This is a genomic window from Kocuria sp. CPCC 205263 (assembly GCF_040981075.1).
Classification (GTDB): Bacteria; Actinomycetota; Actinomycetes; order Actinomycetales; family Micrococcaceae; genus Kocuria; species Kocuria rosea.
In genome coordinates this window covers 86883-110536 of sequence record NZ_JAVKPV010000006.1, presented here as the reverse complement: position 1 = coordinate 110536, position 23654 = coordinate 86883, and the positions used below count along the sequence as shown (strand labels likewise).

Below are 23654 nucleotides of genomic sequence, written 5' to 3'. Positions count from 1 at the left end.
GAGCGGAACATATGTCGCGGATCAGATGTCGAGGAACCGGATGTCCTTGGCGTTCTGCTGGATGAACTCGCGGCGGGACTCGACGTCCTCGCCCATGAGCACGGAGAAGATCTGGTCGGCGGCGGCCGCGTCCTCCATGGTCACCTGCAGCAGGGTGCGGTGGTCGGGGTCCATCGTGGTGTCCCACAGCTCGGTGTAGTCCATCTCGCCGAGGCCCTTGTAGCGCTGGATGCCGTTGTCCTTGGGGATGCGCTGGTTGTTGGCGAGCCCGCGCGCCAGGGCCTCGTCCCGCTCGGCGTCCGTGTAGACGTAGTCGTGCGGGGCGTTGGACCACTTGATCCGGTACAGCGGCGGCTGGGCCAGGTAGACGAAGCCGTGCTCGATCAGCGGGCGCATGAACCGGAACAGCAGCGTCAGCAGCAGCGTGGTGATGTGCTGGCCGTCCACGTCGGCGTCGGCCATCAGCACGATCTTGTGGTACCGCGCCTTCTCGATGTCGAAGTCGTCGCCGATGCCGGCGCCGAACGCGGTGATCATCGACTGGACCTCGGTGTTGGACAGCGCCCGGTCCAGCCGCGCGCGCTCCACGTTGAGGATCTTGCCGCGCAGCGGCAGGATCGCCTGGTGCGCGGGGTCCCTGCCCTGCACCGCCGAGCCGCCCGCGGAGTCGCCCTCCACGATGTAGATCTCGGACAGGGAGGGGTCCTTGGAGGAGCAGTCCTTGAGCTTGCCGGGCATCCCGCCCGACTCGAGCAGGCCCTTGCGTCGGGTGGTCTCGCGCGCCTTGCGGGCCGCGAGCCGCGCCTGCGAGGCGTTGATCGCTTTGCGGATGATCTCCCGCGCGGCGGCCGGGTTGCGCTCGAGCCAGTCGCCGAACCGGTTGTTCACCTCGCGCTGGACGAAGGTCTTCGCCTCGGAGTTGCCGAGCTTCGTCTTGGTCTGGCCCTCGAACTGGGGCTCGGCGAGCTTGATCGAGATGACAGCCGTGAGGCCCTCGCGGACGTCGTCTCCGGTGAGGTTCTCGTCCTTGTCCCGGAGCAGCCTGTTCTCCCGGGCGTAGCGGTTCACGAGGGACGTCATCGCCGAGCGGAAGCCCTCCTCGTGGGTGCCGCCCTCGTGGGTGTTGATCGTGTTCGCGTACGTGTGCACGGACTCGGTGTAGGCCGTGGTCCACTGCATGGCGAGCTCGAGGGACATCTTGCGCTCCGTGTCCTCGGACTCGAGCGCGATGACGTCGTCGTGGACGAGGTCGGCCTTCTTGGACGTGTTCAGGAACGTCACGTAGTCCAGCAGGCCGTGGTCGTACTTGTAGACGACCCGGCGGTGGCCGGCGCCGTCCTCGTCCTCGTGGTTGAGCCGGGCGACGTCGGTGCCGCCGTCGCGGCCCTCGACCGGCTCGGCGTCCGCGTGGACGGCGGTGCGGTCCGAGGCGGAGCCGGCGATCTCCTCGCCGGACTCCTCCGGCGCCCGCTCGTCCGTGAGGGTGATCCGCAGGCCCTTGTTGAGGAACGCCATCTGCTGGAAGCGGGCCCGCAGCGTCTCGAAGTCGAAGTCGACGGTCTCGAAGATGCCGGGGTCCGGGTAGAAGACCTGGGTGGTGCCGGTCTCCGAGGTCTCCTCCCCCCGGACCAGCTCGCCCTGGGGCATGCCACCGTCGGCGAAGACCATCCGCCAGACGTGGCCCTGGCGCCGCACCTCGGTCTCGACGCGCCGGGACAGCGCGTTGACCACGGAGATGCCCACGCCGTGCAGCCCGCCCGAGACGGCGTAGCCGCCGCCGCCGAACTTGCCGCCCGCGTGCAGGATCGTCATGACGACCTCGACGGTGGGCCGGCCCTCGGTCGGGTGGATGTCCACGGGGATGCCGCGGCCGTTGTCCACGACCTTGACGCCGCCGTCGGCCTGGAGGGTGATCTCGATGTGGTCGCAGTAGCCCGCCAGGGCCTCGTCGACCGAGTTGTCGACCACCTCGTACACGAGGTGGTGCAGCCCCCGCGGGCCGGTCGAGCCGATGTACATGCCGGGTCGCTTCCGGACGGCCTCGAGACCTTCCAGGACGGTGATGTCACCGGCACCGTACTCGCGCTTCTGCGGATCCTCTGTTGCCACGGGTTCCTGGCTCCTCCTGTTGGGCACACCGGTCCCGCTCCGGACGGCACAAGAGAACGCCGATGAGACGTTCGGGCGGCTCATCGGCTCGTGCGGGGTCGGAACGGGTCGACGACTCCGGGTGCCCGCGCCGCGGGCGGGGTGGTCGCGATCGGCCGTGGGGGCCCGGTCCGTCGATTGCTGTCTGGAACCGATTCTATCGGAAAACCGTCGGCTCGGGGTCCTCACAGGCCCCTCTGAGCGGCCGGGAAAGGGCCTCAGGACCACTTTTCCTCCGCTCCGCCACCCCCGGGACGCCACAGGGGGGCCGCAGCGCGCCACGAGGCCGCTCAGCGGTCCGGACCGCCGGCCTCAGCCGTAGGTGTCGCGGGGCCCCCGGCCCTGCACGGAGCGGCGGCCGCGCTTCCAGCTCGGGGCCGTGGGACCGAGGATCTCGATCCGGGTGACGATGCCCTCCCCCAGGTGCTCGTCGAACATGCGCAGCAGCTGCGGGACCATGAGGCGCAGGTTCGCGGCGTAGGCGGTGGAGTCGCACCGGACCCGCACCACGGTCTCGTCGAAGCTCTCCGGCCGGCAGTGCCCAGCGATGCCCGGGCCCACGAGGTCGTCCCAGCGGGCCAGCACCGAGCCCACGGCGACCGGCGCCTTCCAGCCGCGCCCGGACACGAGCCCGTCCAGCACCGTGCCCACCCCCCGGGGGTCGCGGGCGGAGCGGCCCGCCCCGGAGTACCCGCCGAGCGCCCGCGGGTCCACGTCGTTGCCCCGGCGGCCCAGGCGCTCGGCGGCCGACGCGGTGGCCGCCTCCATGGCGGCGCCGAAGCCCTTGAGGTTGCGCCGGGCGGCCGCGCCGTAGAGCCGCCCGTCCCCGCGCGCCTCCGCCGCGTGGCGCATCCGGGTGAGCAGCGCCGACGGCGCGTCGATCTCGTCCTCGATCCGCACGATGTTCGCCTCGGGGACAGGGGGATCCTGGGGCTCCCCGGCGGGGAGCGGGCCGTCCTCGCGCCGCGGCCCGCTCATGACGACGACGCCTCCTCCGGCTCCGGACCGGTCCCGGCGGGCACCTGTTCGTCGTCCCGGACGGCGGTGCCGGGACCCACCCGCACCACGTCGTGCGGACCGGCCACGAGCTCGGCCGGGAGGTCCTCCTCGACCGCGGCGGTCACGAGCACCTGCTCCGCGGAGGCCACGATGGCGGCAAGACGGCTGCGGCGGCGGGCGTCGAGCTCCGCGAACACGTCGTCCAGGACGAGGATCGGCGCGGCGCCCTCCGTGGGGTCGTCCGCCAGGTGGACGTACCAGGAGCCGAGGCGGAGCGCGAGGGCGTAGGACCAGGTCTCGCCGTGGGAGGCGTAGCCCCGGGCCGGCGCCGTCCCGAGCAGCAGCTCGAGCTCGTCGCGGTGCGGGCCCACGAGGGTCAGTCCCCGCTCGAGCTCCCGCTGCTCCGAGGCCTCGCACGCGTCGAGGATCAGCTGGTGCAGGTCCGCGGGCGTGAACCCGCGCAGCCGCTCGGCGTCCCCGGCCGCGCTCTCGGGCAGCACCGAGGACACGTAGCGCAGGGTCGTCTCCTTGGTCCCGTCCGTGAGCTGGCCGTATGCGGTCGCCACCTGGGGCGCCAGGGCGTCGATGAGCTGCAGGCGCGCGTGCAGGATGCCGGCCCCGGCGCGGGCGAACTGGTCGTTCCACGCCGCCAGGGTCGACCGGTGGGTGTCCGTGAACCGGCCGCTCCGGCGGGCCGACTTCAGCAGCGCGTTGCGCTGCCGGAGCACCTTCTCGTAGTCGGCCAGGGTGCCCGCGAGGACGGGGCGCATGGACTTCGCGAGGTCGTCGAGGAAGCGCCGGCGGTGGGAGGGGTCCCCCTTCACCAGCGCCAGGTCCTCCGGCGAGAACAGGACGGTCCGCACGATGCCGAGCGCGTCCCGGGCCCGCACCGGGGAGGCCCGGTTGATGCGCACCCGGTTGGCGCGGCCGTCGTTGAGCTCGAGCTCCAGGACGGTCTGCTGCCCGCCCCGCCGCACCCGGACGCGGACGATCGCGCGGTCGGCGCCGAAGCGGATCAGCGGGCCGTCGGAGGACACCCGGTGCGAGGACAGGCCCGCCGTGTAGTCCAGGGCCTCGACGATGTTCGTCTTGCCCACGCCGTTCGGCCCGAGGAACACGGTGGTCCCGGGAGCGAGACGTATGTCCAGATGGGCATACGTCCGGTAGTCGAGCAGGGAGAGGTGGTCGACGAACACGCCGGGATCAGCAGCTTCCGGTTCCGGGCCGGCCGGTCACTGGCTGGGGAGCCGCACCGGCATCAGCAGGTACTTGTAGTCGTCCTTGTCCTCGCCCTCGGGCTCGGCCTGGGCGGAGAGCACGGCCGGCTTGGGCGGGGCGGTGAAGGAGAACCGGACGTAGTCGGAGGCGAAGGCGTGCAGGCCCTCGGAGAGGTACGTCGGGTTGAAGGCCACCGTGATGTCGTCGCCGGTGAGGTGCGCGTCGAGGACCTCGGAGGCCTGGGCGTCCTCGCCGGTCCCGGCGTCCAGGGCCACCTGCCCCTGGGTGAAGGCCAGGCGCACGGGAGTGTTGCGCTCGGCCACGAGCGAGACGCGCCGAACGGCCTCGACGAGCTCGGTGGTCCGCACCGCCGCGGTGATCGGCGTGTGCTCCGGGAACAGCGACCGGATCTTGGGGTACTCGCCGTCGATGAGCAGGCTCGTGGTGCGGCGGCCGCCGGACTCGAAGCCGACGAGCTCCGCGGAGTCGGACAGTGCGATGTTGATGTCACCGGCCGGGCCGAGGGTCTTGGCGATGTCGTTGAGGGTGCGCGCCTTGATCAGCGCGGCCGTGGAGATGTCCTGGGTGCTGGGCCGCCAGGTGAGCTCGCGCATCGCGAGCCGGTAGCGGTCCGTGGCGAGCAGCGTCATCTTCTCGCCCTCGATCTCCACGCGGACGCCGGTGAGGATGGGCAGGGTGTCGTCCTTGCTCGCGGCGATGTTCACCTGCGCCACGGCGTGGGCGAACTCGTCGCCGGCCACCACGCCGGAGACGTCCGGCAGCGCCGGGAGCTCCGGGTAGTCGCCGACCGGCATGGCCGCGAGGTTGAAGCGCGAGGAGCGGCAGGTCAGGGTGACCTTCCCCTCGTCGGTGTGCACCTCGACCGGGGCGGAGGGCAGGGAGCGGCAGATGTCCGCGAGCAGACGGCCGGAGACGAGGGTCGTTCCCTCCTCCTGGACCTCGGCGCTGATCGACAGCCGCGCGGAGATCTCGTAGTCGAAGCTCGCGATGGACAGCTGACCGCCCTCCGCACGGATGAGCAGACCGGACAGCACGGGGACCGGGGGCCGAGGAGAGAGGGACCGAGCGGTCCAGGTGACGGCCTCGGCGAGAACATCGCGTTCGACGGAGAACTTCACGAGAGGTTGCTGCCTTTCAGTCTGAGCAAGGACGGCGGAGCCACGGTCCCGGACAGGGTCCGGTGCGGGCCGCGCCGCGGGGTGCAGCGGTGCGAACAGGGTCTTCGCCCTCTGCATCGTATCGGTCCGTTTCACAGGACGGCCATTCGGCCGCTCCGTGGCGGCGTCCGGGTGATCCGGGGCCCGGAAGGTCCCGGACGGGGTCGGCGCTCCAGGATTCTTGTTGTTTGGCCAGATGTCTCTTTAAGGATGGGAGTGTTAATAACCGCTGTGGAATCTGTGGATAACTGCCCCTCGGCCAGGCCCCGGGCGGTGGCGGCCTGTTGAGTTCCTGTGGTTCGGGGTCCACCGGAACGCGTGCTGCCGGTGGATGAGATCCGCGTGGTTCCGCGGGTTCCACAGCCCTCCACCGAGTTGTACCGAGGTTCTCCACCGGTCGGACGGAGAATTCCACAATTTTATCCACAGGTGTGGGTTCTGTCCTGTGCACAGGCGTTCCACAAGCGCCGACATCCTGTGCAGGAGGGTGCCTCCGGGCCCGGGATCCCGCGGGCGGAGCCTGTGGACGAACTACACGAAAAGGCCCCGGCGGTGCTCCGCCGGGGCCTTCGAGGAGGGGTGGGGCCGGGTTCAGCCCTCGCGCTGCTGCTGCTTGATCCGGTTGGTGAGCTCCGTGACCTGGTTGAAGATCTGCCGGCGCTCGGCCATCAGCGTCCGGATCTTGCGGTCGGCGTGCATCACCGTGGTGTGGTCGCGGCCGCCGAGCTCCTGGCCGATCTTCGGCAGGGACATGTCGGTGAGCTCGCGCAGCAGGTACATCGCGATCTGCCGGGCGGTGACCAGGGTGCGGGTGCGGGACTTGCTCTTGAGCTCCTCGAGGCTGATGTCGAAGTACACCGCGGTCTGGGCCAGGATCGAGGCCGCGGTGATCTCCTGCGCGCCGTCGTCGGTGATGAGGTCCTTGAGCACCAGCTCGGCCAGGGGCAGGTCCACCGACTGCTTGTTCAGGGAGGCGAACGCGGTGACCCGGATCAGGGCGCCCTCGAGCTCGCGGATGTTGGTGGAGATGTGGGAGGCGATGTACTCCAGCACGTCGTCGGGGGCGTCCATCCCCTCGCTCGTGGCCTTCTTGCGCAGGATCGCGATGCGCGTCTCCAGCTCCGGCGGCTGCACGTCGGTGATCAGGCCCCACTCGAAGCGGGACCGCATCCGCTCGGCGAAACCGGTGAGCTGCTTGGGCGGCATGTCGGAGGTGATCACGATCTGCTTCTCGTGGTTGTGCAGCGCGTTGAAGGTGTGGAAGAACTCCTCCTGCGTGTGCTCCTTGCCCGCCAGGAACTGGATGTCGTCGATCAGCAGCATGTCCACGTTGCGGTAGATCTCCTTGAAGGAGGAGCCCTCGTCGTCGCGGATCGAGTTGATGAAGTCGTTGGTGAACTCCTCCGAGTTCACGTAGCGCACCCGCACCTGGGGGTAGAGACGCTTGGCGTAGTGGCCGATCGCGTGCAGCAGGTGCGTCTTGCCCAGCCCGGACTCCCCGTAGATGAACAGGGGGTTGTAGGCCTTGGCCGGGGTCTCGGCCACTGCGAAGGCCGCGGCGTGGGCGAACCGGTTGGACTGGCCGATCACGAAGGAGTCGAAGACGTACTTGGGGTTCAGCCGCGCGGAGCTGTCCCACTCCCCCACCACGGCGGGAGCGGTGCCGGTGTCCTGGACGGGGCGGCGGGGCGGCGCGGCCTGCGGGTCCCGCGGCGGCGGCAGCGTCCGGTCGGCCCCGCCCATCTCGGAGCGGTGTGCCGGCTCCGGGGGCGGCGCCATGAGCCCGGCGGTCTGCCGGTCCAGACCGGTCGTCCGACGGTCGACCTCCACCGCATCGGCGGTGTCGGCGTGGTCGACCCGCGCGGGCAGGTCGGTGCGGTTGCGCTCCGCCTCGAGTTCGCTGATCGGGGGCAGGGCCGCGGTGGGCGTCGAGGCCCCGGCCTCCGGTGCGGGAGCGGTCTCGAGGTCGGCGTCCACCACGAACGCCACGAGCGTCTCGGGGCTGAAGGCCCGGCCCACGGAGGACCGGAGCACGGACGCCATCTGGTTCTGGAAGAACTCGCGGGTGAGCTCGTTCGGGACCGCGACGAGCAGCGTGGTGCCGATGAGGCCCTGGGGCTGGGCCAGGGAGATGAACCCCCGGTAGCGCCCCGTGGTCATGGGGTCCTCGTACATGTACTGCACGCATTCGGCCCACTGAGCGCTGAGCGCCTGATTGTCCTGCGTGCCCACGCGTACTCCTGCTGTCGTCGAGATGTCATCGAGCTGTCGTCGGGATGACGAGGCGGTGGACGGGTCGTCCCGGCCCCTCGCCGGGGATCTTGTCCACAGCGTTGTTCACAACGGTGGAAAAGCTGTCGGGGGCCAGCCGCGAGTGCCAGCCTAGAACATGCGCCGAACCTGTTCATAGCCGTTTTCCGGGGGCTCCGGGAACTACAGAGGTGTAGTTCGACCCCCGATCCGCGTGGTTCCGCGGCTCGGGCCGGGCCGGTTTTCCACAGGATGTGATGAAGATCCGTGCACAGCTGTGGGTAGGATGTGAACTGCACAGCGGCACCGGGTCTCCCGGTGCCCGGTCCAGCACTCGACCACCGTTCGACCCGGTTCCGCCCCGGCCGCCCGGCTCCTGCGCCGGCGGCACCGGGGCCCGCGGCCACGCGTCGCTGATTTGACCGCCCCCTGCCCGTTGTCTAGGGTGAAGTAGTCTTTTGTGTCCACTGTCATGCCCATCCGCATGCTCGGACGCATCCACCAGCACCGCTGTGACCGTCCCTCTCCTCCGCGCCGAACCCGGTGCGGTGAGCCCGAGGACGGGCGCACACCCTGACGCCTTTGGAGTAACCAGTGAGCAAGCGGACTTTTCAGCCGAATAACCGCCGTCGCGCCAAGAAGCACGGCTTCCGTGCCCGGATGCGCACCCGCGCCGGCCGCGCCATCCTCGCCGCCCGCCGCAGCAAGGGCCGCACCGAGCTCTCCGCCTGAGCCGGTCCGTGTCGGCGCCGGCGCTTCCGACGACCGCCCCGCGACGGGCGCTCGTCGTCGTGCCGGAGCTGCCGACCGTGCAGGAGCGGGACCGTGCTGCCTGAACAGCACCGGATCCGGACCTCGGCCCAGTTCTCGGCCACCACGCGTTCCGGCGCCCGCAACGGGCGCCGGAACGTCGTCGTCTATGTGCGTCCCACCGGCGAGGAGCACCCGGCCCGGTTCGGTTTCGTCGTCTCGAAGGCCGTGGGCAACGCCGTGCGCCGCAACAAGGTGAAGCGACGCCTCCGGGAGCTCGCCCAGACCACGGTCAGGCAGGCCCCGTACGGTTACGACGTCGTGGTGCGCGCGCTGCCGCCCGCCTCCCGAGCGGACTGGGCGGAGCTGGCCGCCGACTACGCGAAGGCGTGGCGGACGGCGTCCGCGCGGGCCGGGGCCCCCGGGACCGCCGGGACGACGACCACCGCAGCAGACCGACGACCCGCACGGGAGGAGCCGGAGTCATGAGCGAGCACGCTCACGCGCCCGAGGACCTCCACGCGGCGGCTCCCCACGAGTTCGTCCGCCCGGCGTCCGCGTGGCAGGTCCTGTGGTTCCTGCCCCAGAACGCGCTCATCGCGGGTCTCAAGCTCTACCGGACCATCGTCTCCCCCCTGTACGGGGACGTCTGCCGGTACTTCCCCTCCTGCTCGGCCTACGCCCTCGAGTCCGTCACGGTGCACGGCGCCGTGCGCGGCCTGGGCCTCAGCGTCCGCAGGCTCCTCCGCTGCCACCCCTGGGCGGCGGGTGGGATCGACAGGGTCCCGGACGGGGGCCGGGTCTTCCCCGACTTCGCGTCCCTTCCCCGGATCGTCCTGCTGAACCATCCCACCCTTGCTGAGCGCCACCAGCACCACCCCGCCAGGGCCACCGGTCCCGCGGCCCAAGGAGAGCCTTCCCCATGAACCTGTTCGAAATGATCCTCTTCCCCTTCAGGTGGGTCGTCTCCGCCGTGCTGTGGGTGTTCCACGAGATGCTGACGGCCCTCGGGATGGACCCCGCCGCGGGCATCACCTGGGTGCTGTGCATCGTGGGCCTGACCCTGGTCATGCGCACGCTGACCATCCCGCTGTTCCTCAAGCAGATCAAGTCCATGCGCGGCATGCAGGAGCTGCAGCCGGAGATGGCCAAGCTCCAGGCCAAGTACAAGGGCAAGAAGGACCAGCTGTCCCGGCAGGCCATGGCCCAGGAGCAGATGGAGCTGTACAAGAGCCACGGCTCCAACCCGTTCTCCGCCTGCCTGCCCATCCTGGTGCAGATGCCCATCTTCTTCGGGCTGTTCCAGGTCCTCAACGGAGTGCCCGGGTCCGCGGCCGCCGGCGAGGGCGTGCACGTCCTGAACGCGGCCACCGTGCAGTCCTTCAACGAGGCCACGTTCTTCGGCGCCCCGTTGTTCTCCACGCTGCTCAACCCCGGCGACGGCAACCACGTGGCCACGATCCTCCTGGCGATCGTGATGATCGTCGCGATGTCCGCCTCGCAGTTCTTCACCCAGAAGCAGCTGACGGCCAAGAACATGAGCGAGGCCGCGAAGGCCTCCCCCATGTACCGCCAGCAGCAGATGATGCTGTACCTGTTCCCCCTGGTCTTCGCGATCGGCGGCATCAACTTCCCCATCGGCGTCCTCATCTACTGGACCGTCTCCAACGTCTGGTCCATGGGCCAGCAGTGGTGGGTCATCCGCAACAACCCGACCCCGGGCTCGCAGGCCGAGCAGGAGCTCAACGAGCGCCGCGCCGCCAAGGGGCTCCCCCCGGTCGGCAAGACCGTGGAGGAGCACGAGGCCGACATCGAGGAGCAGCGTGCCCGCGCCGCCGCCGGGCAGCGCCAGCAGCCGGTCGGCAAGAAGCGCCAGAGGCAGCAGGCGAAGCGGAAACAGGCGCGATGACCGCGGCCGGCCGACCCGGCTCGACCCCCTCCCCGCACGGGGCCGGCGCGCCCGGCCCCGTGCTTCCACGGCCCCAGGAGACGACATGACCGACATCCGGCAGACCACCCAGGACGCCGACGACGTGCAGCCCCCCGCGCCGCGCGACGACGCCGACCGCGGCGCCGGGGCGGGAGTCCCCGCCGCGGAGACCCTGGCCGCGGAGACCCCGGCCCCGGAGACCACCGCCGCGGAGAGCATCGCGTCGGAGACCGCCGCCCCGGCCACCGCCGCTCCGGCGGCGGACGAGACCCCGGACGCCGACCGGCAGGCGGCCGGGCAGGTACCTGCCGGGGACCGCGCCGGCGAGGACGGCGCCGCCGTCGATCCGCTCGAGGAGGAGGGCGAGATCGCGGCCGACTACCTCGAGGAGCTGCTGGACACGGCGGACCTCGACGGCGACATCGACATCGAGGTCCGCGACGGTCGCACCTACCTGTCGGTCGTCGCCGACGGGGACGACGTCGAGGGGCTGTCGGCGCTGGTCGGCGAGGACGGCGAGGTCCTGGAGGCCCTCCAGGAGCTCCTGCGCCTCTCCGTGCTGGCCGCCACCGACCGGCGCTCCCGCCTGGTGCTCGACATCGGGGGCTACCGGCTCCGCCGGGCCGGTGAGCTCAAGGACCTGGCGCTGGCGGCCGTGCGAGAGGCCCAGGAGACCGGGAAGCGCGTGCACCTCGACCCCCTGTCCGCCTACGAGCGCAAGATCGTGCACGACGTGGTCGCCGAGCAGGGTCTCGTCAGCGAGTCCGAGGGCGAAGGGGCGGCACGGCACATCGTCGTGTCCGTTCCGCAGGGCTGATGGCCGAGGAGCCGCGCCCCTCCCCCACGCCGCAGGACCCGCCGGTCCCGGACGAGCAGGAGCGGCGCGCCGCCGAGCGGCTGTTCGGCGAGCGGCTGCCGCTGGCGGAGCGCTACGTGGCGCACCTGGCGTCATCCGGCATCGTCCGGGGGCTCATCGGTCCGCGGGAGGTGCCCCGGCTGTGGAGCCGGCACGTGCTCAACTGCGCCGTGGTCGAGGAGCTCATCGCGACCGGCGCCCGCGTGGCCGACGTCGGATCGGGCGCAGGGCTGCCCGGGCTGTGCCTCGCCCTGGCCCGCCCCGACCTGCGGATCACGCTCATCGAGCCGCTGGAGCGGCGCGTGCAGTGGCTGGACGAGGTCGTGGCCGACCTCGGGCTCACGAACGTGCGCGTGCTGCGGGCCCGGGCGGAGCAGGCCCGGGACGAGGTCGGAGAGGTGGACGTGGTCACTGCCCGCGCGGTCTCGGCCCTGGTGGGCCTCGTGGACATCACCCTGCCGCTGCTGCGCGGCACCGGAGAGCTGATCGCCCTCAAGGGCCGTTCCGCGGCGGACGAGGTGCGCAAGGCGCAGAAGAAGCTGGACCGGCTCGGCGCCCGGTCCACCGAGATCGTCCCGGCCGGGGCGAGCCTTCTCGAGGAGCCCACCACGGTGGTGCGGGTCCGGCTCTGAGCACCGCCGCCTGCTCCGCGCGGTGTCGGCGGTAGGCTGGGAGGAGTGTGCCACGGTCGGTGCGCCGAGCTCGGCCACGGGCCGACGGCGACCTGACCTGCGGCGCGGTCCCAGGCACTCCTCCCCCGCGGGAGGCGTGCTCCGACGGAACGAGTTCGAGACGAACCGGGAAGGTGCGCAGTCAGATGCCGATCGACGACGGCGCGGGAAGTCCGCGAGGCTTCGACGCCGAGTTCCCCCCCGACCCGCTTGATCAATCGATCAAGGTTGTTCCTGATCGGGGTACTCGTGTTTCACGTGAAACGGACGGACAGCTGCCCAAGATGACCACAACGATGGCGGAGGATACGCCGCTGGGGAGGAAGCTCGTGGAGGAGACCAGGCGACGCGCCAGGCTGAAGAAGGTCCAGCTGGAGAAGCCCGCCGCAACGCGGATCTTCACGATCAGCAACCAGAAAGGCGGCGTGGGCAAGACGAGCACATCGGTGAACATCGCGGTGGCCCTCGCCCGGCAGGGGCAGAATGTCCTTGTGATCGACAACGATCCCCAGGGCAACGCGTCGACGGCCCTCGGCGTGGAGCACCACTCCGAGGTCGACAGCACCTATGACGTGCTCATCGACGAGATGCCCATCGCCGACGCGGTGAAGCCGTCCGCCGAGGCGGACAACCTCTGGGTCGTCCCGGCCACCATCGACCTGGCCGGCGCGGAGATCGAGCTCGTGTCCATGGTGGCGCGGGAGCATCGGCTCCGCCGGGCGCTCGAGGCGTACGCGAAGCAGCGCGAGACCGACGGGCTGGAGCGGCTGGACTACGTCTTCATCGACTGCCCGCCGAGTCTCGGGCTGCTGACCCTCAACGCGTTCGTCGCCGCCACCGAGGTGCTGATCCCCATCCAGTGCGAGTACTACGCGCTCGAGGGGCTCAGCCAGCTGCTCAAGAACATCGAAATGATCCAGAAGCACCTGAACCCCGAGCTCTCGGTGTCGACGATCCTGCTCACCATGTACGACGGTCGCACCAACCTCGCTTCGCAAGTGGCAGAAGAGGTGCGCAACCACTTCCCCGCCGAGGTCCTGGAGACCATGATCCCCCGCTCGGTGCGCATCTCGGAGGCGCCGAGCTACCAGCAGAGCGTCATCAGCTACGACCCCAGCTCCACGGGGGCTTTGTCCTATCTGGAGGCGGCGGCCGAGATCGCCCAGCGCGCCCAGCGCTGACGGAGCGGCCCCGGCCACTCCCCCGCCCGACGCCCGTCTCCTTTTGGAGGCGGGCGTCCTGCTGTCCCCGACCCGCGCCGCGCGCACGGGACCCACCGTTCCACGTGAAACGGCACGTCGGAACGCGCGGCTCGGCTAGAATTGTCCGGATTGCCGGGCGAGGGAGAGGAACACCGTGAGCGAACGACGACGTGGACTGGGCCGTGGACTGGGAGCACTCATTCCGAGTGCACCCGCCCCCGAGGCTCCGGTGGAGGAGGAACAGGGCGCGGACGTCGGCCCGGCTCCGGTGCCGTCGACGAGCGCAGAGGACACGTCCCGGAAGGATGTGGCCCGCACGGATGTTTCACGTGAAACGACGTTCGCAGAGGCCGCACCCGCACGTGGGGAAAGCTCCACCGGCCAGCAGGACGCGGCAGCCGGAAGCTCGACGCAGCGCGCCTCGACCGGCAGACGGGGCACCACGCCGCCCCTGGCCACGTCAAAGGCCGCCTCGCGTGCAGTCGGCGAGACCGCTGACGCAGACGACGTCCCCGAACAGCCCAGGTCCACCGATCCGGCGAAGCGGTCTGCTGCCGGGGGGCGTGGCAGAACCATCAGCCCCGCGGCACGGCAGAAGGCCATGAAAGCGCGGATGGACATGGGCGAGGCCCTGCGCAACACCACACTCGTCAGCCGGCCCTCCGATATGTTCTTCCTGCCCTCGGCCGGTGCCCCCGACGCCGAGCCGGCGGCTGACTCCGGGGAGACGTCGTCGAAGACGACGGAACCCGGTCCGGAGAACCGGACCAGCGTTTCACGTGAAACATTCAGCCCGGAAGAGACCGTCGCGGCAGCGGAGGTCGTCGAGGACCCATCCGGTGGGCGCAGGCAAGGGGTGGCCGAACCGGAGCAGCAGCGTCTCGAAGTTCCCCCGGTCGGTCCAGCCGCCGTGGACGGATCGCCCGAGGCGACAGGTAATTCCGGCGCGGTGGAGGCGGCCGAGGCGCCCGCCGTGACGGACCTCCCCGCGCCCGATGCTTCCGCGGACAAAGTTTCACGTGGAACGGACGCGGATGTCGAGGAGCTGGCGGCGGTGCCGGGCGCCACCTTTGCAGAGATCCCGGTTGCCGCCATCCACCCCAACCGAAAGCAGCCCCGTCAGGTGTTCGACGAGGACGAGCTCGTGGAGCTCGCGTACTCGATCGGCGAGCTCGGTGTGCTGCAGCCGATCGTGGTGCGACCCACCCGCGAGGACGGCGAGCAGGCGTACGAACTGGTCATGGGCGAGCGGCGGTGGCGCGCGACCCAGCGCGCCGGGCTGTCGACCATCCCGGCGATCGTCCGCGAGACCGCGGACGACGACCTGCTTCGGGACGCCCTGCTCGAGAACCTGCACCGCAGCCAGCTGAACCCGCTCGAGGAGGCCGCGGCCTACCAGCAGCTACTGGAGGAGTTCGGCGCCACCCAGGAGGAGCTGTCCCGGCGCATCGGCCGATCCCGCCCGCAGATCAGCAACACGATTCGTCTGCTCCGCCTGCCGCCGCTCGTCCAGCGCCGCGTGGCCGCCGGCGTGCTGTCCTCGGGACACGCCCGCGCCCTGCTGTCCCTGGCCGACCCCGCGCAGATGGAACGACTCGCGCAGCGGATCGTGGCGGAGGGGCTCTCGGTCCGGGCCACGGAGGAGGCCGTACAGCTGACAGAGACGGGGGAGCGCAAGCCGCAGCGGGCGGCCGCCCCGGCCGGGCGCAACAAGGAGCGGCTCGACTACATCGCGGAGGCGTTCTCCGACCGCCTGGACACCAGCGTGCGGATCGCCCTGGGGGCCCGCAAGGGCAAGATGACCATCGAGTTCGCTTCGGTGGACGACCTCAATCGCATCATCGAGGTGCTGGACCCGGGGATCAACCGCAGCTAGGCCGGCTATCGTACGCAAGAGCCCCGGTGTTTCACGTGAAACACCGGGGCTCGTCCGTACGCCGGGTCTGCCCGGCGGGGCGGTTCAGCGTCCGTTGTACTCGGCGACGTCGTCGACGCTCATGGTGCCCGTGGGCACGTCGTCCTCCGCGAGCAGGAACATGCGCTGCAGACCGAAGACGACGGCCTCAGCCAGGTGGTTCCGGTGCTCGGAATCGGCGAGGGCGGCCCGGTCGGCCGGGCTGGAGAGATAGCCGAGGTCGAGCCAGATGGTCGGGGCGTCCTGGGAGCGCAGCAGGTCCCACTGCCGGGCGTGGGTGCCGAGATCGAGCGCCCCGGTCCGGGCGACCATCTCCTTGAGCACGAGCACCGCGGCCCGCTCGCCGATGGGGGAGTAGATCTCCGAGCGGTCCTGCTCGCCCCAGTAATAGGAGGCGACCCCGCCGGCGGCGGGGGAGGCGTTCCAGTCGCAGTGCAGGGTGACCACCACGGAGTCCGTCCGGCTCCCGGTGACGGCCTCCCGGGTGGAGTCGGCGGTCCGCAGGGGCGCGCCGCGGCGGTCGTGGAGCTCCCGTCCGGGCGAGACCACCGAGGGGTCGGCGCCGATCTCGTGCAGCAGCTCGAAGGCGCGGACGGCGACGTCCCGGGTCAGCTCGTCGGCGCGGTCGCGGAAGTCCGGCGCCGCCGAGGCCGGCGGCTGCTGACCCGCTGCCCCCGATGGGACCAGCACCACGGAGCGACCGCGCAGGGCGGAGGTGGCCCGCTCCAGGCGGTGGTACTCGCGCAGCGAGAAGGCCTTTGAGGACGTGATGTTCTTGTTGATCCGGGCGAGCGCGGCGATGGTCTCGCGGTCCACCAGTCCGGTGGCCCCGAGGCCCAGACTCTGCTGGAGCTCCATGACGGCGTGGTGCGTGCTGCTGCCGAACACCCCGTTCAGGTGTCCGTAGTAGAAACCCAACCGGGAGAGGTTGTGCTGCAGCATGCTGACGTCGTCGCCCCGGAGCGGGCGGTCGTCGTCGGCGTAGAGCGGGCGGTCACCGAGGGCGTACTGCGCCTCGTTGAGGCACCGGTCCGTCTCCGGGCCCACCAGGCCGTCCACGATGAGCCCGCGCTCCTGCTGGAAGGCGCGCACGGCGGCGTCGACGTGGTCGTCGAAGTAGGAGGGGTTGTTGACGTCCTGCGGCGCGAGGTAGGCCACGGTGACGCCGGCCCGGAGCAACCGCTCCCGCAGGCTGACCACCCGCCGGCTCGTCATGGTCCGGCGCAGCATCGGTTCGGTGTCGTCGTTGTTCACGGGTGTCCCACGGGTCGGAGAGGTCGGCGTGGTGCCAGGACAGCGGCTCGTCCGCCCCTCCCCGGCCGGGGAGGGGCGGACGAGCCCGGGGTGTCGCGGATGTCGGGGGGACCGCTCAGTTCCCGGCGACGAGGTAGTCGGCGAACTCCTTCTCGAGAGCGCTCTTCGGCTTCGCACCGATGGCCTTCTTGACCACCTCGCCGCCGGAGAAGAGGTAGATGGCCGGGATGGACGTGATGCCGTACTGGGACGCCACGGCGGGGTTCTCGTCCACGTTCAGCTTCACGACCTCGACGGTGTCGGCGTGCTCGGCGGCGATCGCGTCGAGGACCGGGCCGACCATGCGGCAGGGGCCGCACCACTCGGCCCAGAAGTCCACGATGACGGGCTTGTCCGATTCGAGAACCTCCGTGCGGAAGTCGGCGTCGGTGACGTTCTTGGCGGCGCTCATGTTTCTCCTTGTCCGGGCGCCGGGCACGCGGTCGGCGTGCCCGGATCGCTCTGGGTGACGTGGTGCGGAAGGCGGATCTGGTTCGATTATGGACCATCCCGGTCCGGGCGCCGGCGGCGCCCGGACCGGGACGGCTCAGCTGTGCAGGACCGAGCGGTCGTGCAGGGCGGCGAGGTAGTGCTCGGTGTCGACGGCGGCGACGCATCCGGAGCCCGCCGCCGTGATGGCCTGGCGGTAGGTGGCGTCCACGACGTCGCCCGCCGCGAAGACCCCGGCGAGGCTCGTGGTGGAGCTGCGGCCGTCCACGGCGATGGTGCCGTCCACGGTGAGCTCGAGCTGGTCCTTCACCAGGGCGGTGCGGGGATCGGAGCCGATGGCGACGAACAGTCCCGTCACGGGCAGCTCCGACGTCTGGTGGGACTCGGTGTCACGGACGGTGACGGAGCGGACCTTGTCCTCGCCGTTGATGCCCACGACCTCGGCGTTCCACAGGACCTCGATCTTGGGGTCGTCGAAGGCGCGCTGCTGCATGATCTCGGAGGCGCGGAAGCTGTCCCGCCGGTGGATGATCGTGACCTTGGAGGCGAAGCGGGAGAGGAACGTGGCCTCCTCGAGGGCGGAGTCGCCGCCGCCGACCACCGCGATGTGCTGTTCCTTGAAGAAGAAGCCGTCGCAGGTGGCGCACCAGCTCACCCCGTGGCCGGAGAGCCGCTTCTCGTCCGGCAGGCCGAGCTCCCGGTACGCGGAGCCGGTCGCGAGGATCACGGCGTGGGCGCGGTGCACGGAGCCGTCCTCGAGGGTCACGGTCTTCACCTCGCCCTCGAGCTCGAGGGCGACGACGTCCTCGTAGCGGATGTCGGCGCCGAAGCGCTCCGCCTGCTGCTGCATGTTGGACATCAGCTCCGGGCCCTGGATCCCGTCGATGAACCCGGGGTAGTTCTCCACCTCGGTCGTGTTCATCAGCTCACCGCCCGCGGTCACGGACCCGGCGAAGACGATGGGGTGGAGGTTGGCGCGCGCCGCGTAGACGGCCGCGGTGTACCCGGCGGGGCCGGATCCCACGATGATCACCTCGTGGACGGTCTCGTCGTCCGCGCCGGCCTTCGGCTCGCCGATCGAGGGGACGAGGTTGAGGGCGTTGATCACGGGACCGAAGTCGGGGCTCACTGTTCTGCAGACCTTCCGTACAGGGAGCGGCCGGGCACGCCGACCGCAGGGACCACTGGCACAACGGGGCGCGCGCGGCGGATATTCCGGTGCCGGACCCGCCCCGGCGGGCCCGGCGGGGGGAGCGGGGGCCTCAGTCGAGCTGGATCTCGCCGATCCGCAGGCCGTGATTGAACCCGGCGATGGGGTTGGTCAGCTGCGGCAGCTGCGTCCAGTTCACGATTACGTACTGCTGGTCCTCGTCCTGGGCGGCCGCGGAGAGCGGAACGGTGATCTCCGGGCCCGTGAAGGAGCCGGAGGCCACCTGGTCGGCGCCGTCCAGGCTCGGGGCGTCGTTGACGTACACGTCGAACATCCCGCCCGAGCCGGCCGACTGGCTGAGCCTGAGCGTCTCCACGGGCGCGGGCTCCTCGAGCTGCACGGCGAGGCCGACGCTCGGCGTCCGGTTGCCGAAGTTCGGGTCGGAGAACCCGTAGCTGATCCAGTAGGTGGACGGGTTGCCGTCGACGATCTGGCCCAGCTGCGCGTCCTGGTCGGCCATGAAGCCCGGGTCGGTGGGCACCACCCGGGTGACGGCGCGGGGCTCCGGCTCGGCGGCCGGGGCCTCCGGCTCGGGGCTGGGCTGCACCTGCTCCGCCCCGGCCTGCTCCTCGGCCGGCGCGCTCACGGCGGGCTCCGGGCTCTCCGACCCGGCGAAGAGTCCGCCCAGCCGGTCGAAGCTGAACACCACGGCACCGATCAGCAGGGCCAGCAGCAGGAGCAGGAGCAGCAGCAGGCCCCGGCCGCCCTTCTGCGGCCGGTCCGCGGTCGCCTCCCGGCGCGGCGGCGCGGCCGCGGCTGCCTCCTCCGGCCCGTGGGGCGTGCCCGGGTGCCCGTCGTCGTGGTCGTCGTAGCTGTCGTAGCGGTTGTCGCCGTCGTAGCCTGGGTCGATGTCCGTCCCGGCCGTCCGGACGGCCGAGGCCGCCGTGCCACTCGCCGCCGCGCGGTCGAAGAGGGTCGAGCGGGTCGAGGTGGCGCTGACCCGCACCGGCCGGCCGAGACGGGTTCGCACCGAGGGGGCGGGCGCGGCGTCGTCGTACGAGTCGTCGTCCCGCCACCGGGTGACCTTGGGCTGGGGGGCCGCGCCGCCGAGGTCGTCGGAGGCCTCGGTCGCGACCACGGGGGTCGGGCTGGTGGGGTCCGGCTCGTCGTACACGTAGGACCCGGAGCCGCTGCCGCGCGGGGCGCCGAAGATGTCGTCGCTGAGGGACTCGTCCTCGACGTCGTCCGGCTCCACGAGCAGGGAGTCCAGCATGTCCGCGGCCGGGGTGTGCGAGGTCACGAGGTAGGTGTGCGCCTCCGCCTGGCCCAGGTCCAGGATCTGGAAGGGGGCGCCGATGCTGCCGTTGGCCATCGAGCGGGCGTTCTCCACGAGCAGGGACGTGTGCCGCTCCGCGGGCAGCAGGATCGACACGCGGCGGCCGAGGATCTGGTCCTGTCCCTCGAGCACGTGGTCGCCCTCGGCAGTGGCCAGCACGTCGGTGACGACCTTGTAGCGGCCGCCGAGGACGGAACCGAGCTTCATCGGTGCGGGCACGTTGGCTCCCTGGGGGTCGGGAATCCGCGGCGGGGGGCCGGAATTCGCGGGCGGGGGTGGCCGGCGGGGCAGAAGGGGTGTTCCTGACCCACGTCACCGACCACTCAGCACTTTACCGGTCCCGGCCTCCGGCGGCCGAGAGCCTCGTCACACGGCCGGTCCGCGAGCTCGGTCCGAGCGCCCGGTCCGCCCGGTCGGGGCGGTCAGCGGCCGAGGCGGGCGAGGAGCGGGCGCACGAGGCTGTCGAGCTCCCGGACGCGGCAGAGCTTGAGGGCGCCCAGGTAGGCGATCCCCATGACGGTCCCGCCCGCGGCGACGGTCGCGATCGCCGTCAGCTGGTCGGTCCAGGGGAAGCCGGCGGGGTCGTATCCGCCGAGCAGGAACAGGGCCACGGCGCCCACCGCGCCGGCGAGCAGGGACGCCACGAGGGTCCGGGCGTGGGAGTCCACGATCCGGGCCACGTCGTAGTCCCCGATCCGGCGGACCAGGACCACGTGGTAGATCAGCGCGCTCAGGACGTTCTGGGCCGCGTAGCACGCGGCGACCGCGAAGACGATGAGGTCTGGCGGGACGAACGACCAGATCAGCAGCGCCGAGACCACGGTGAAGAGGGCGACGCCGACCTGCACGAGGAACGGGGTGCGGGCGTCCTCCTGCGCGTAGAACGCCCGGCCGAGCATGAAGGACACCGACATGAAGGGCGCGCCGATCGCGATCACCGTGATCACCTGGCCGACCACGGCTCCCGCGGAGGGGACGCCGCCGCTGAAGAGCATGCCGAGGGGGCCGGCGAAGACCACGAGGGCGACGGTGGCGAAGACCGTCGCCACACCGGTGATGCGCAGGCTCGAGGACAGGGACGCGACCATCCCGGCCCGGTCCCCGTCCGTCGAGGCGGCGGCCATCCGGTTGAACAGCACCGTGGCGATGGACAGCCCGATCACCCCGTGCGGCAGGGAGTACAGCATCGAGGCCTGGTTGAGGGCCGCCACGCCCGCGATCTGCTGCGGCGGGTCCATCGCGAGGTACTCCGGGCGGTAGCCGGTGGGGATCGCCGCGACCTTGGTCAGGGTCAGGAACGCCAGGTTGGCGAGGACCCCGGTGGCGAGGGTCCAGCCCGCGAGCCGCGCCGCGGTGGAGAGACCGATGCCGCGCCAGCCGAACTTCGGCCGCAGCCCCAGCCCGAGCCGGCGCAGCGGCCAGAACAGCACGAGGGCCTGGGCGGCGACGCCCACCGTGGCCATGGCCGCCAGCCAGAAGGTCTTGGCCGGGGACCAGTTCTCGAGGGTGTGCACCGTCTCGGCGTAGGCCCCGAACTGCTGGACGAACACGAGCAGCGCGGCGATGGCCACCACGTTGTTGACCACCGGCGCCCACATGTACCAGCCGAAGGCGCCGCGGGCGTTCAGGACCTGCCCTACCACGGTGTAGAGGCCGTAGAAGAAGATCTGTGGGAACGTGAACAGCGCGAACGTCAGTCCGAGCGAGAGCTGCTCCTCGGTCCAGTCGGTGCCCATGGTCCGGATGATGGGTCCCGCCAGCAGCACCACGACCGCCGTCACCCCCAGCAGGGCGAGCACGGCGAGGGTGAGCAGGCGGGCGATGTAGTCGGCCCCGCCGTCGTCGGCGGTCCTGGAGGCCTTGATGATCTGCGGCACCAGGACGGCGTTGAAGATGCCGCCCGCCACGAGGACGTAGATCAGGTTCGGCAGCGTGTTCGCGAGCTCGAAGACGTCGGAGACGGTCGTGATGGAGCCGATCGCCACCGTGATGAGGACCGTCTTGACGAACCCCAGCGCGCGGGAGACGAGCGTGCCCGAGGCCATGATGGCGCTGGAGGCCGCGCCCGAGCGGCGGGCCGGGGCCGCCGGGGTGCCCTTCCCGGCCGGCCCGGAGGGCTCCGCGGTCTCAGAGCTGGTGGATGATGTATTCACGGGCGATGTCGGCGATGCGCCGTTCGTTGGGGAAGGACAGCTTCCGGCCGAGGTCGTCGATGTTCACCCAGGCGACGTCCACGGCCTCGTGGTCGGGGTCGTTGTCCGTGGTGAGGTGACCGCCCGTGGCGCGCAGCAGGAAGTGGTGCACCGTCTTGTGCACGCGGTGCCCGGAGACCGTGAACCAGTAGTCGATGCTGCCCAACGGGCTCAGCACCTCACCGGCGATGCCGGTCTCCTCCTCGATCTCGCGGATCGCGGCTTCCTCGTTGGACTCCTCGCCCTCCGGGTGACCCTTGGGCAGGCACCACTCGAGGCGCCCGCCGCGGTTGATCCGGGCGATGATGGCCACGGGGTGGGAGGGCGCGCCGAGGTCGACGACGATCCCCCCGGCGGAGACTTCCTCGACCGTGGGCAGCGCAGCGGCCGGCGCGGTCGGCCGCTTCTTCGGTGCGCTGGGTACGGGGAAAGCCATGTCTCCTACCTTGCCACAATCGCCCCGGCTCCCGCCGGAGCGGGGGAGGGGCTCCGGCGGCCGGTTCCGGCGGGGCCGCGGCGGCCGGGTCCGCGCCCCGGGGTCTGGAACAATGGGCGGCACCATGACGCAGCTCCCCGATGCCCACGCGATCCACCCCGCCGCCCTCGACCTGGGGCGGCGGTTCTCCGCCGCCGGCCACGAGCTCTCCCTCGTGGGCGGGCCCGTGCGGGACCTCTTCCTCGGCCGGCCCGCCCTGGACCTGGACTTCACCACCGACGCGACGCCCGAGGAGACGCTCGCCGTGGTCACGGGGTGGGCGGACGCGGTGTGGGAGATCGGCCGCGCCTTCGGGACCATCGGGATGCGCCGGGGCGACGTCCAGCTGGAGGTGACCACCTACCGGGCCGAGGCCTACGATGCGGACTCCCGCAAGCCGCAGGTGGCCTTCGGCGACTCCCTCGAGGACGACCTGTTCCGCCGCGACTTCACCATCAACGCCATGGCGCTGCGGCTGCCCGGCCTGGAGCTCGTGGACCCGCACGGCGGGATCAAGGACCTGCACGCCCGGGCGCTGCGCACCCCGGGCGCCCCGGAGGACTCCTTCTCGGACGACCCCCTGCGCATGATGCGCGCCGCCCGCTTCGCGTCCCAGCTCGACGTCGAGGTGGCGCCCGAGGTGCGCGCGGCCATGACCGGCATGGCGGAGCGCATCGCGATCGTCTCGGCCGAGCGCGTGCGGGAGGAGCTCGTCAAGCTGGTCTGCGGGCGCCGGCCCCGCCGCGGCATCGACCTCCTGGTGAGCACGGGGCTCGCCGAGGTCGTGCTGCCCGAGGTGCCCGCGCTCCAGCTCGAGACGGACGAGCACCACCGGCACAAGGACGTCTACCAGCACTCCCTGACCGTCATGGAGCAGGCCGCGGCCCTGGAGTCCGGTCGAGACGGCCCCGTGCCCGGGCCCGACTTCGCGCTGCGCTTCGCCGCGCTCATGCACGACGTCGGCAAGCCCGCGACCCGGCGCTTCGAGGAGTCCGGTGCCGTGAGCTTCCGCCACCACGAGGTGGTGGGCGCGAAGCTCACGGCCAAGCGGATGCGAGCCCTGCGCTTCGACAACGACACGATCAGGACGGTGGGCCGGCTGGTCGAGCTGCACATGCGCTTCTACGGCTACGGGGACGACGAGTGGACCGACTCCGCCGTGCGCCGCTACGTCCGGGACGCCGGGGAGTGCCTGGAGCGGCTGCACCGGCTCACGCGGGCGGACGTGACCTCCCGGAACCGGCGGAAGGTGGCACGGCTCGCCGCCGCCTACGACGACCTCGAGGCGCGGATCGAGGAGCTCTCCGCGCGCGAGGAGCTCGACGCCGTGCGGCCGGAGCTGGACGGCGAGCGGATCATGGCGGTGCTCGGCATCCCGCCGGGCCCGGCGGTGGGCCGGGCCTACAAGTTCCTGCTGGACCTGCGCCTGGACGAGGGGGAGCTGGGGCCGGAGGAGGCCGAGCGGCGGCTGCGGGCCTGGGCCGCGGACACCCTGTGAGCCCCCGGTCCGGCGCCGGCGCCGCCGGGAACACCCTCTGCTGCCCCTGGAGTGCATATATCGGTCGAGGCATATCTTCCGACCTCACCGCCGTCCTCCTGGTCAGGGTCGGGGCGGGCGTGCTGCGCGGACGGCGGGAGGGG

General features: G+C 71.3%; 20 protein-coding genes. 9 read left to right on the top strand and 11 right to left on the bottom strand.

The genetic code is table 11. From position 1 onward, the window contains the following. Positions 1–21: 21 nt before the first annotated feature. The 5 genes from gyrB to dnaA all read right to left on the bottom strand — a co-directional run bounded on the left by gyrB (position 22) and on the right by dnaA (position 7727). Positions 22–2109, bottom strand: a complete 2088-nt coding sequence (gyrB, locus tag RF647_RS11185; protein ID WP_368811753.1) for a DNA topoisomerase (ATP-hydrolyzing) subunit B — start codon at positions 2107–2109, stop codon at positions 22–24. 351 nt (positions 2110–2460) lie between these two features. Then, positions 2461–3126: a DUF721 domain-containing protein gene (locus RF647_RS11180; RefSeq protein ID WP_368811752.1), complete on the bottom strand. Its 666-nt coding sequence runs from the start codon at positions 3124–3126 to the stop codon at positions 2461–2463. Further along, a complete protein-coding gene (gene recF, locus RF647_RS11175; protein ID WP_368811751.1) occupies positions 3123–4343 on the bottom strand; it encodes a DNA replication/repair protein RecF in 1221 nt (406 codons plus the stop codon). Before recF ends, RF647_RS11180 begins: the two co-directional genes overlap by 4 nt. A 36-nt stretch (positions 4344–4379) precedes the next feature. Further along, positions 4380–5504, bottom strand: a complete 1125-nt coding sequence (dnaN, locus tag RF647_RS11170; protein ID WP_368811750.1) for a DNA polymerase III subunit beta — start codon at positions 5502–5504, stop codon at positions 4380–4382. A 630-nt stretch (positions 5505–6134) separates the two neighbouring features. Then, positions 6135–7727, bottom strand: coding sequence for a chromosomal replication initiator protein DnaA (dnaA, locus tag RF647_RS11165; protein WP_368811960.1), 1593 nt, complete (start codon positions 7725–7727; stop codon positions 6135–6137). Positions 7728–8387: 660 nt separating this feature from the next. Between dnaA and rpmH the strand changes: the two genes are divergently transcribed. The 8 genes from rpmH (at position 8388) to RF647_RS11125 (ending at position 15078) form a co-directional block, all read left to right on the top strand. Next, on the top strand, positions 8388–8525 hold the full coding sequence (gene rpmH / locus RF647_RS11160; protein WP_019181680.1) for a 50S ribosomal protein L34: 138 nt from the start codon (positions 8388–8390) through the stop codon (positions 8523–8525). A 93-nt stretch (positions 8526–8618) separates the two neighbouring features. Then, on the top strand, positions 8619–9032 hold the full coding sequence (gene rnpA / locus RF647_RS11155) for a ribonuclease P protein component (protein WP_017835071.1): 414 nt from the start codon (positions 8619–8621) through the stop codon (positions 9030–9032). Then, positions 9029–9469: a membrane protein insertion efficiency factor YidD gene (gene yidD, locus RF647_RS11150; protein ID WP_368811749.1), complete on the top strand. Its 441-nt coding sequence runs from the start codon at positions 9029–9031 to the stop codon at positions 9467–9469. The genes rnpA and yidD overlap by 4 nt, the downstream gene beginning before the upstream one ends. Next, positions 9466–10452, top strand: coding sequence for a membrane protein insertase YidC (yidC, locus tag RF647_RS11145; protein ID WP_035924361.1), 987 nt, complete (start codon positions 9466–9468; stop codon positions 10450–10452). The genes yidD and yidC overlap by 4 nt, the downstream gene beginning before the upstream one ends. Positions 10453–10690: 238 nt before the next feature. After that, positions 10691–11290 (top strand): protein jag, encoded by a 600-nt coding sequence (locus RF647_RS11140; protein WP_368811959.1) that lies wholly within the window; start codon positions 10691–10693, stop codon positions 11288–11290. Continuing rightward, positions 11290–11961: a 16S rRNA (guanine(527)-N(7))-methyltransferase RsmG gene (gene rsmG, locus RF647_RS11135; RefSeq protein WP_368811748.1), complete on the top strand. Its 672-nt coding sequence runs from the start codon at positions 11290–11292 to the stop codon at positions 11959–11961. Before RF647_RS11140 ends, rsmG begins: the two co-directional genes overlap by 1 nt. Positions 11962–12284: 323 nt before the next feature. Then, positions 12285–13181, top strand: coding sequence for a ParA family protein (locus RF647_RS11130; RefSeq protein WP_368811747.1), 897 nt, complete (start codon positions 12285–12287; stop codon positions 13179–13181). A gap of 622 nt (positions 13182–13803) precedes the next feature. Then, a complete protein-coding gene (locus RF647_RS11125; protein WP_368811746.1) occupies positions 13804–15078 on the top strand; it encodes a ParB/RepB/Spo0J family partition protein in 1275 nt (424 codons plus the stop codon). 84 nt (positions 15079–15162) lie between these two features. Here the strand turns inward: RF647_RS11125 and RF647_RS11120 are convergent, their stop codons facing one another. The 6 genes from RF647_RS11120 to RF647_RS11095 all read right to left on the bottom strand — a co-directional run bounded on the left by RF647_RS11120 (position 15163) and on the right by RF647_RS11095 (position 21974). Then, the gene (locus RF647_RS11120; protein ID WP_368811745.1) at positions 15163–16371 is read right to left on the bottom strand and encodes a peptidoglycan-binding protein; all 1209 of its coding nucleotides are present in this window, start codon (positions 16369–16371) and stop codon (positions 15163–15165) included. Positions 16372–16486: 115 nt separating this feature from the next. Further along, complete coding sequence (gene trxA / locus RF647_RS11115) at positions 16487–16822, bottom strand: thioredoxin (RefSeq protein WP_368811744.1); 336 nt, start codon at positions 16820–16822, stop codon at positions 16487–16489. A 135-nt stretch (positions 16823–16957) separates the two neighbouring features. Further along, positions 16958–17938 carry a thioredoxin-disulfide reductase gene (trxB, locus tag RF647_RS11110; RefSeq protein WP_368811958.1) on the bottom strand — a complete coding sequence of 327 codons (981 nt, stop codon included), beginning with the start codon at positions 17936–17938 and terminating at the stop codon, positions 16958–16960. A gap of 184 nt (positions 17939–18122) precedes the next feature. After that, the gene (locus RF647_RS11105; RefSeq protein ID WP_368811743.1) at positions 18123–19565 is read right to left on the bottom strand and encodes a hypothetical protein; all 1443 of its coding nucleotides are present in this window, start codon (positions 19563–19565) and stop codon (positions 18123–18125) included. 203 nt (positions 19566–19768) lie between these two features. Next, the gene (gene murJ, locus RF647_RS11100) at positions 19769–21391 is read right to left on the bottom strand and encodes a murein biosynthesis integral membrane protein MurJ (RefSeq protein WP_368811957.1); all 1623 of its coding nucleotides are present in this window, start codon (positions 21389–21391) and stop codon (positions 19769–19771) included. A gap of 82 nt (positions 21392–21473) precedes the next feature. Further along, a complete protein-coding gene (locus tag RF647_RS11095) occupies positions 21474–21974 on the bottom strand; it encodes an NUDIX domain-containing protein (protein WP_017835060.1) in 501 nt (166 codons plus the stop codon). Between the two features lie 124 nt (positions 21975–22098). Here RF647_RS11095 and RF647_RS11090 point away from each other — a divergent pair, with 124 nt between their 5' ends. Then, on the top strand, positions 22099–23511 hold the full coding sequence (locus RF647_RS11090) for a CCA tRNA nucleotidyltransferase (RefSeq protein ID WP_368811742.1): 1413 nt from the start codon (positions 22099–22101) through the stop codon (positions 23509–23511). Positions 23512–23654 lie beyond the last annotated feature (143 nt).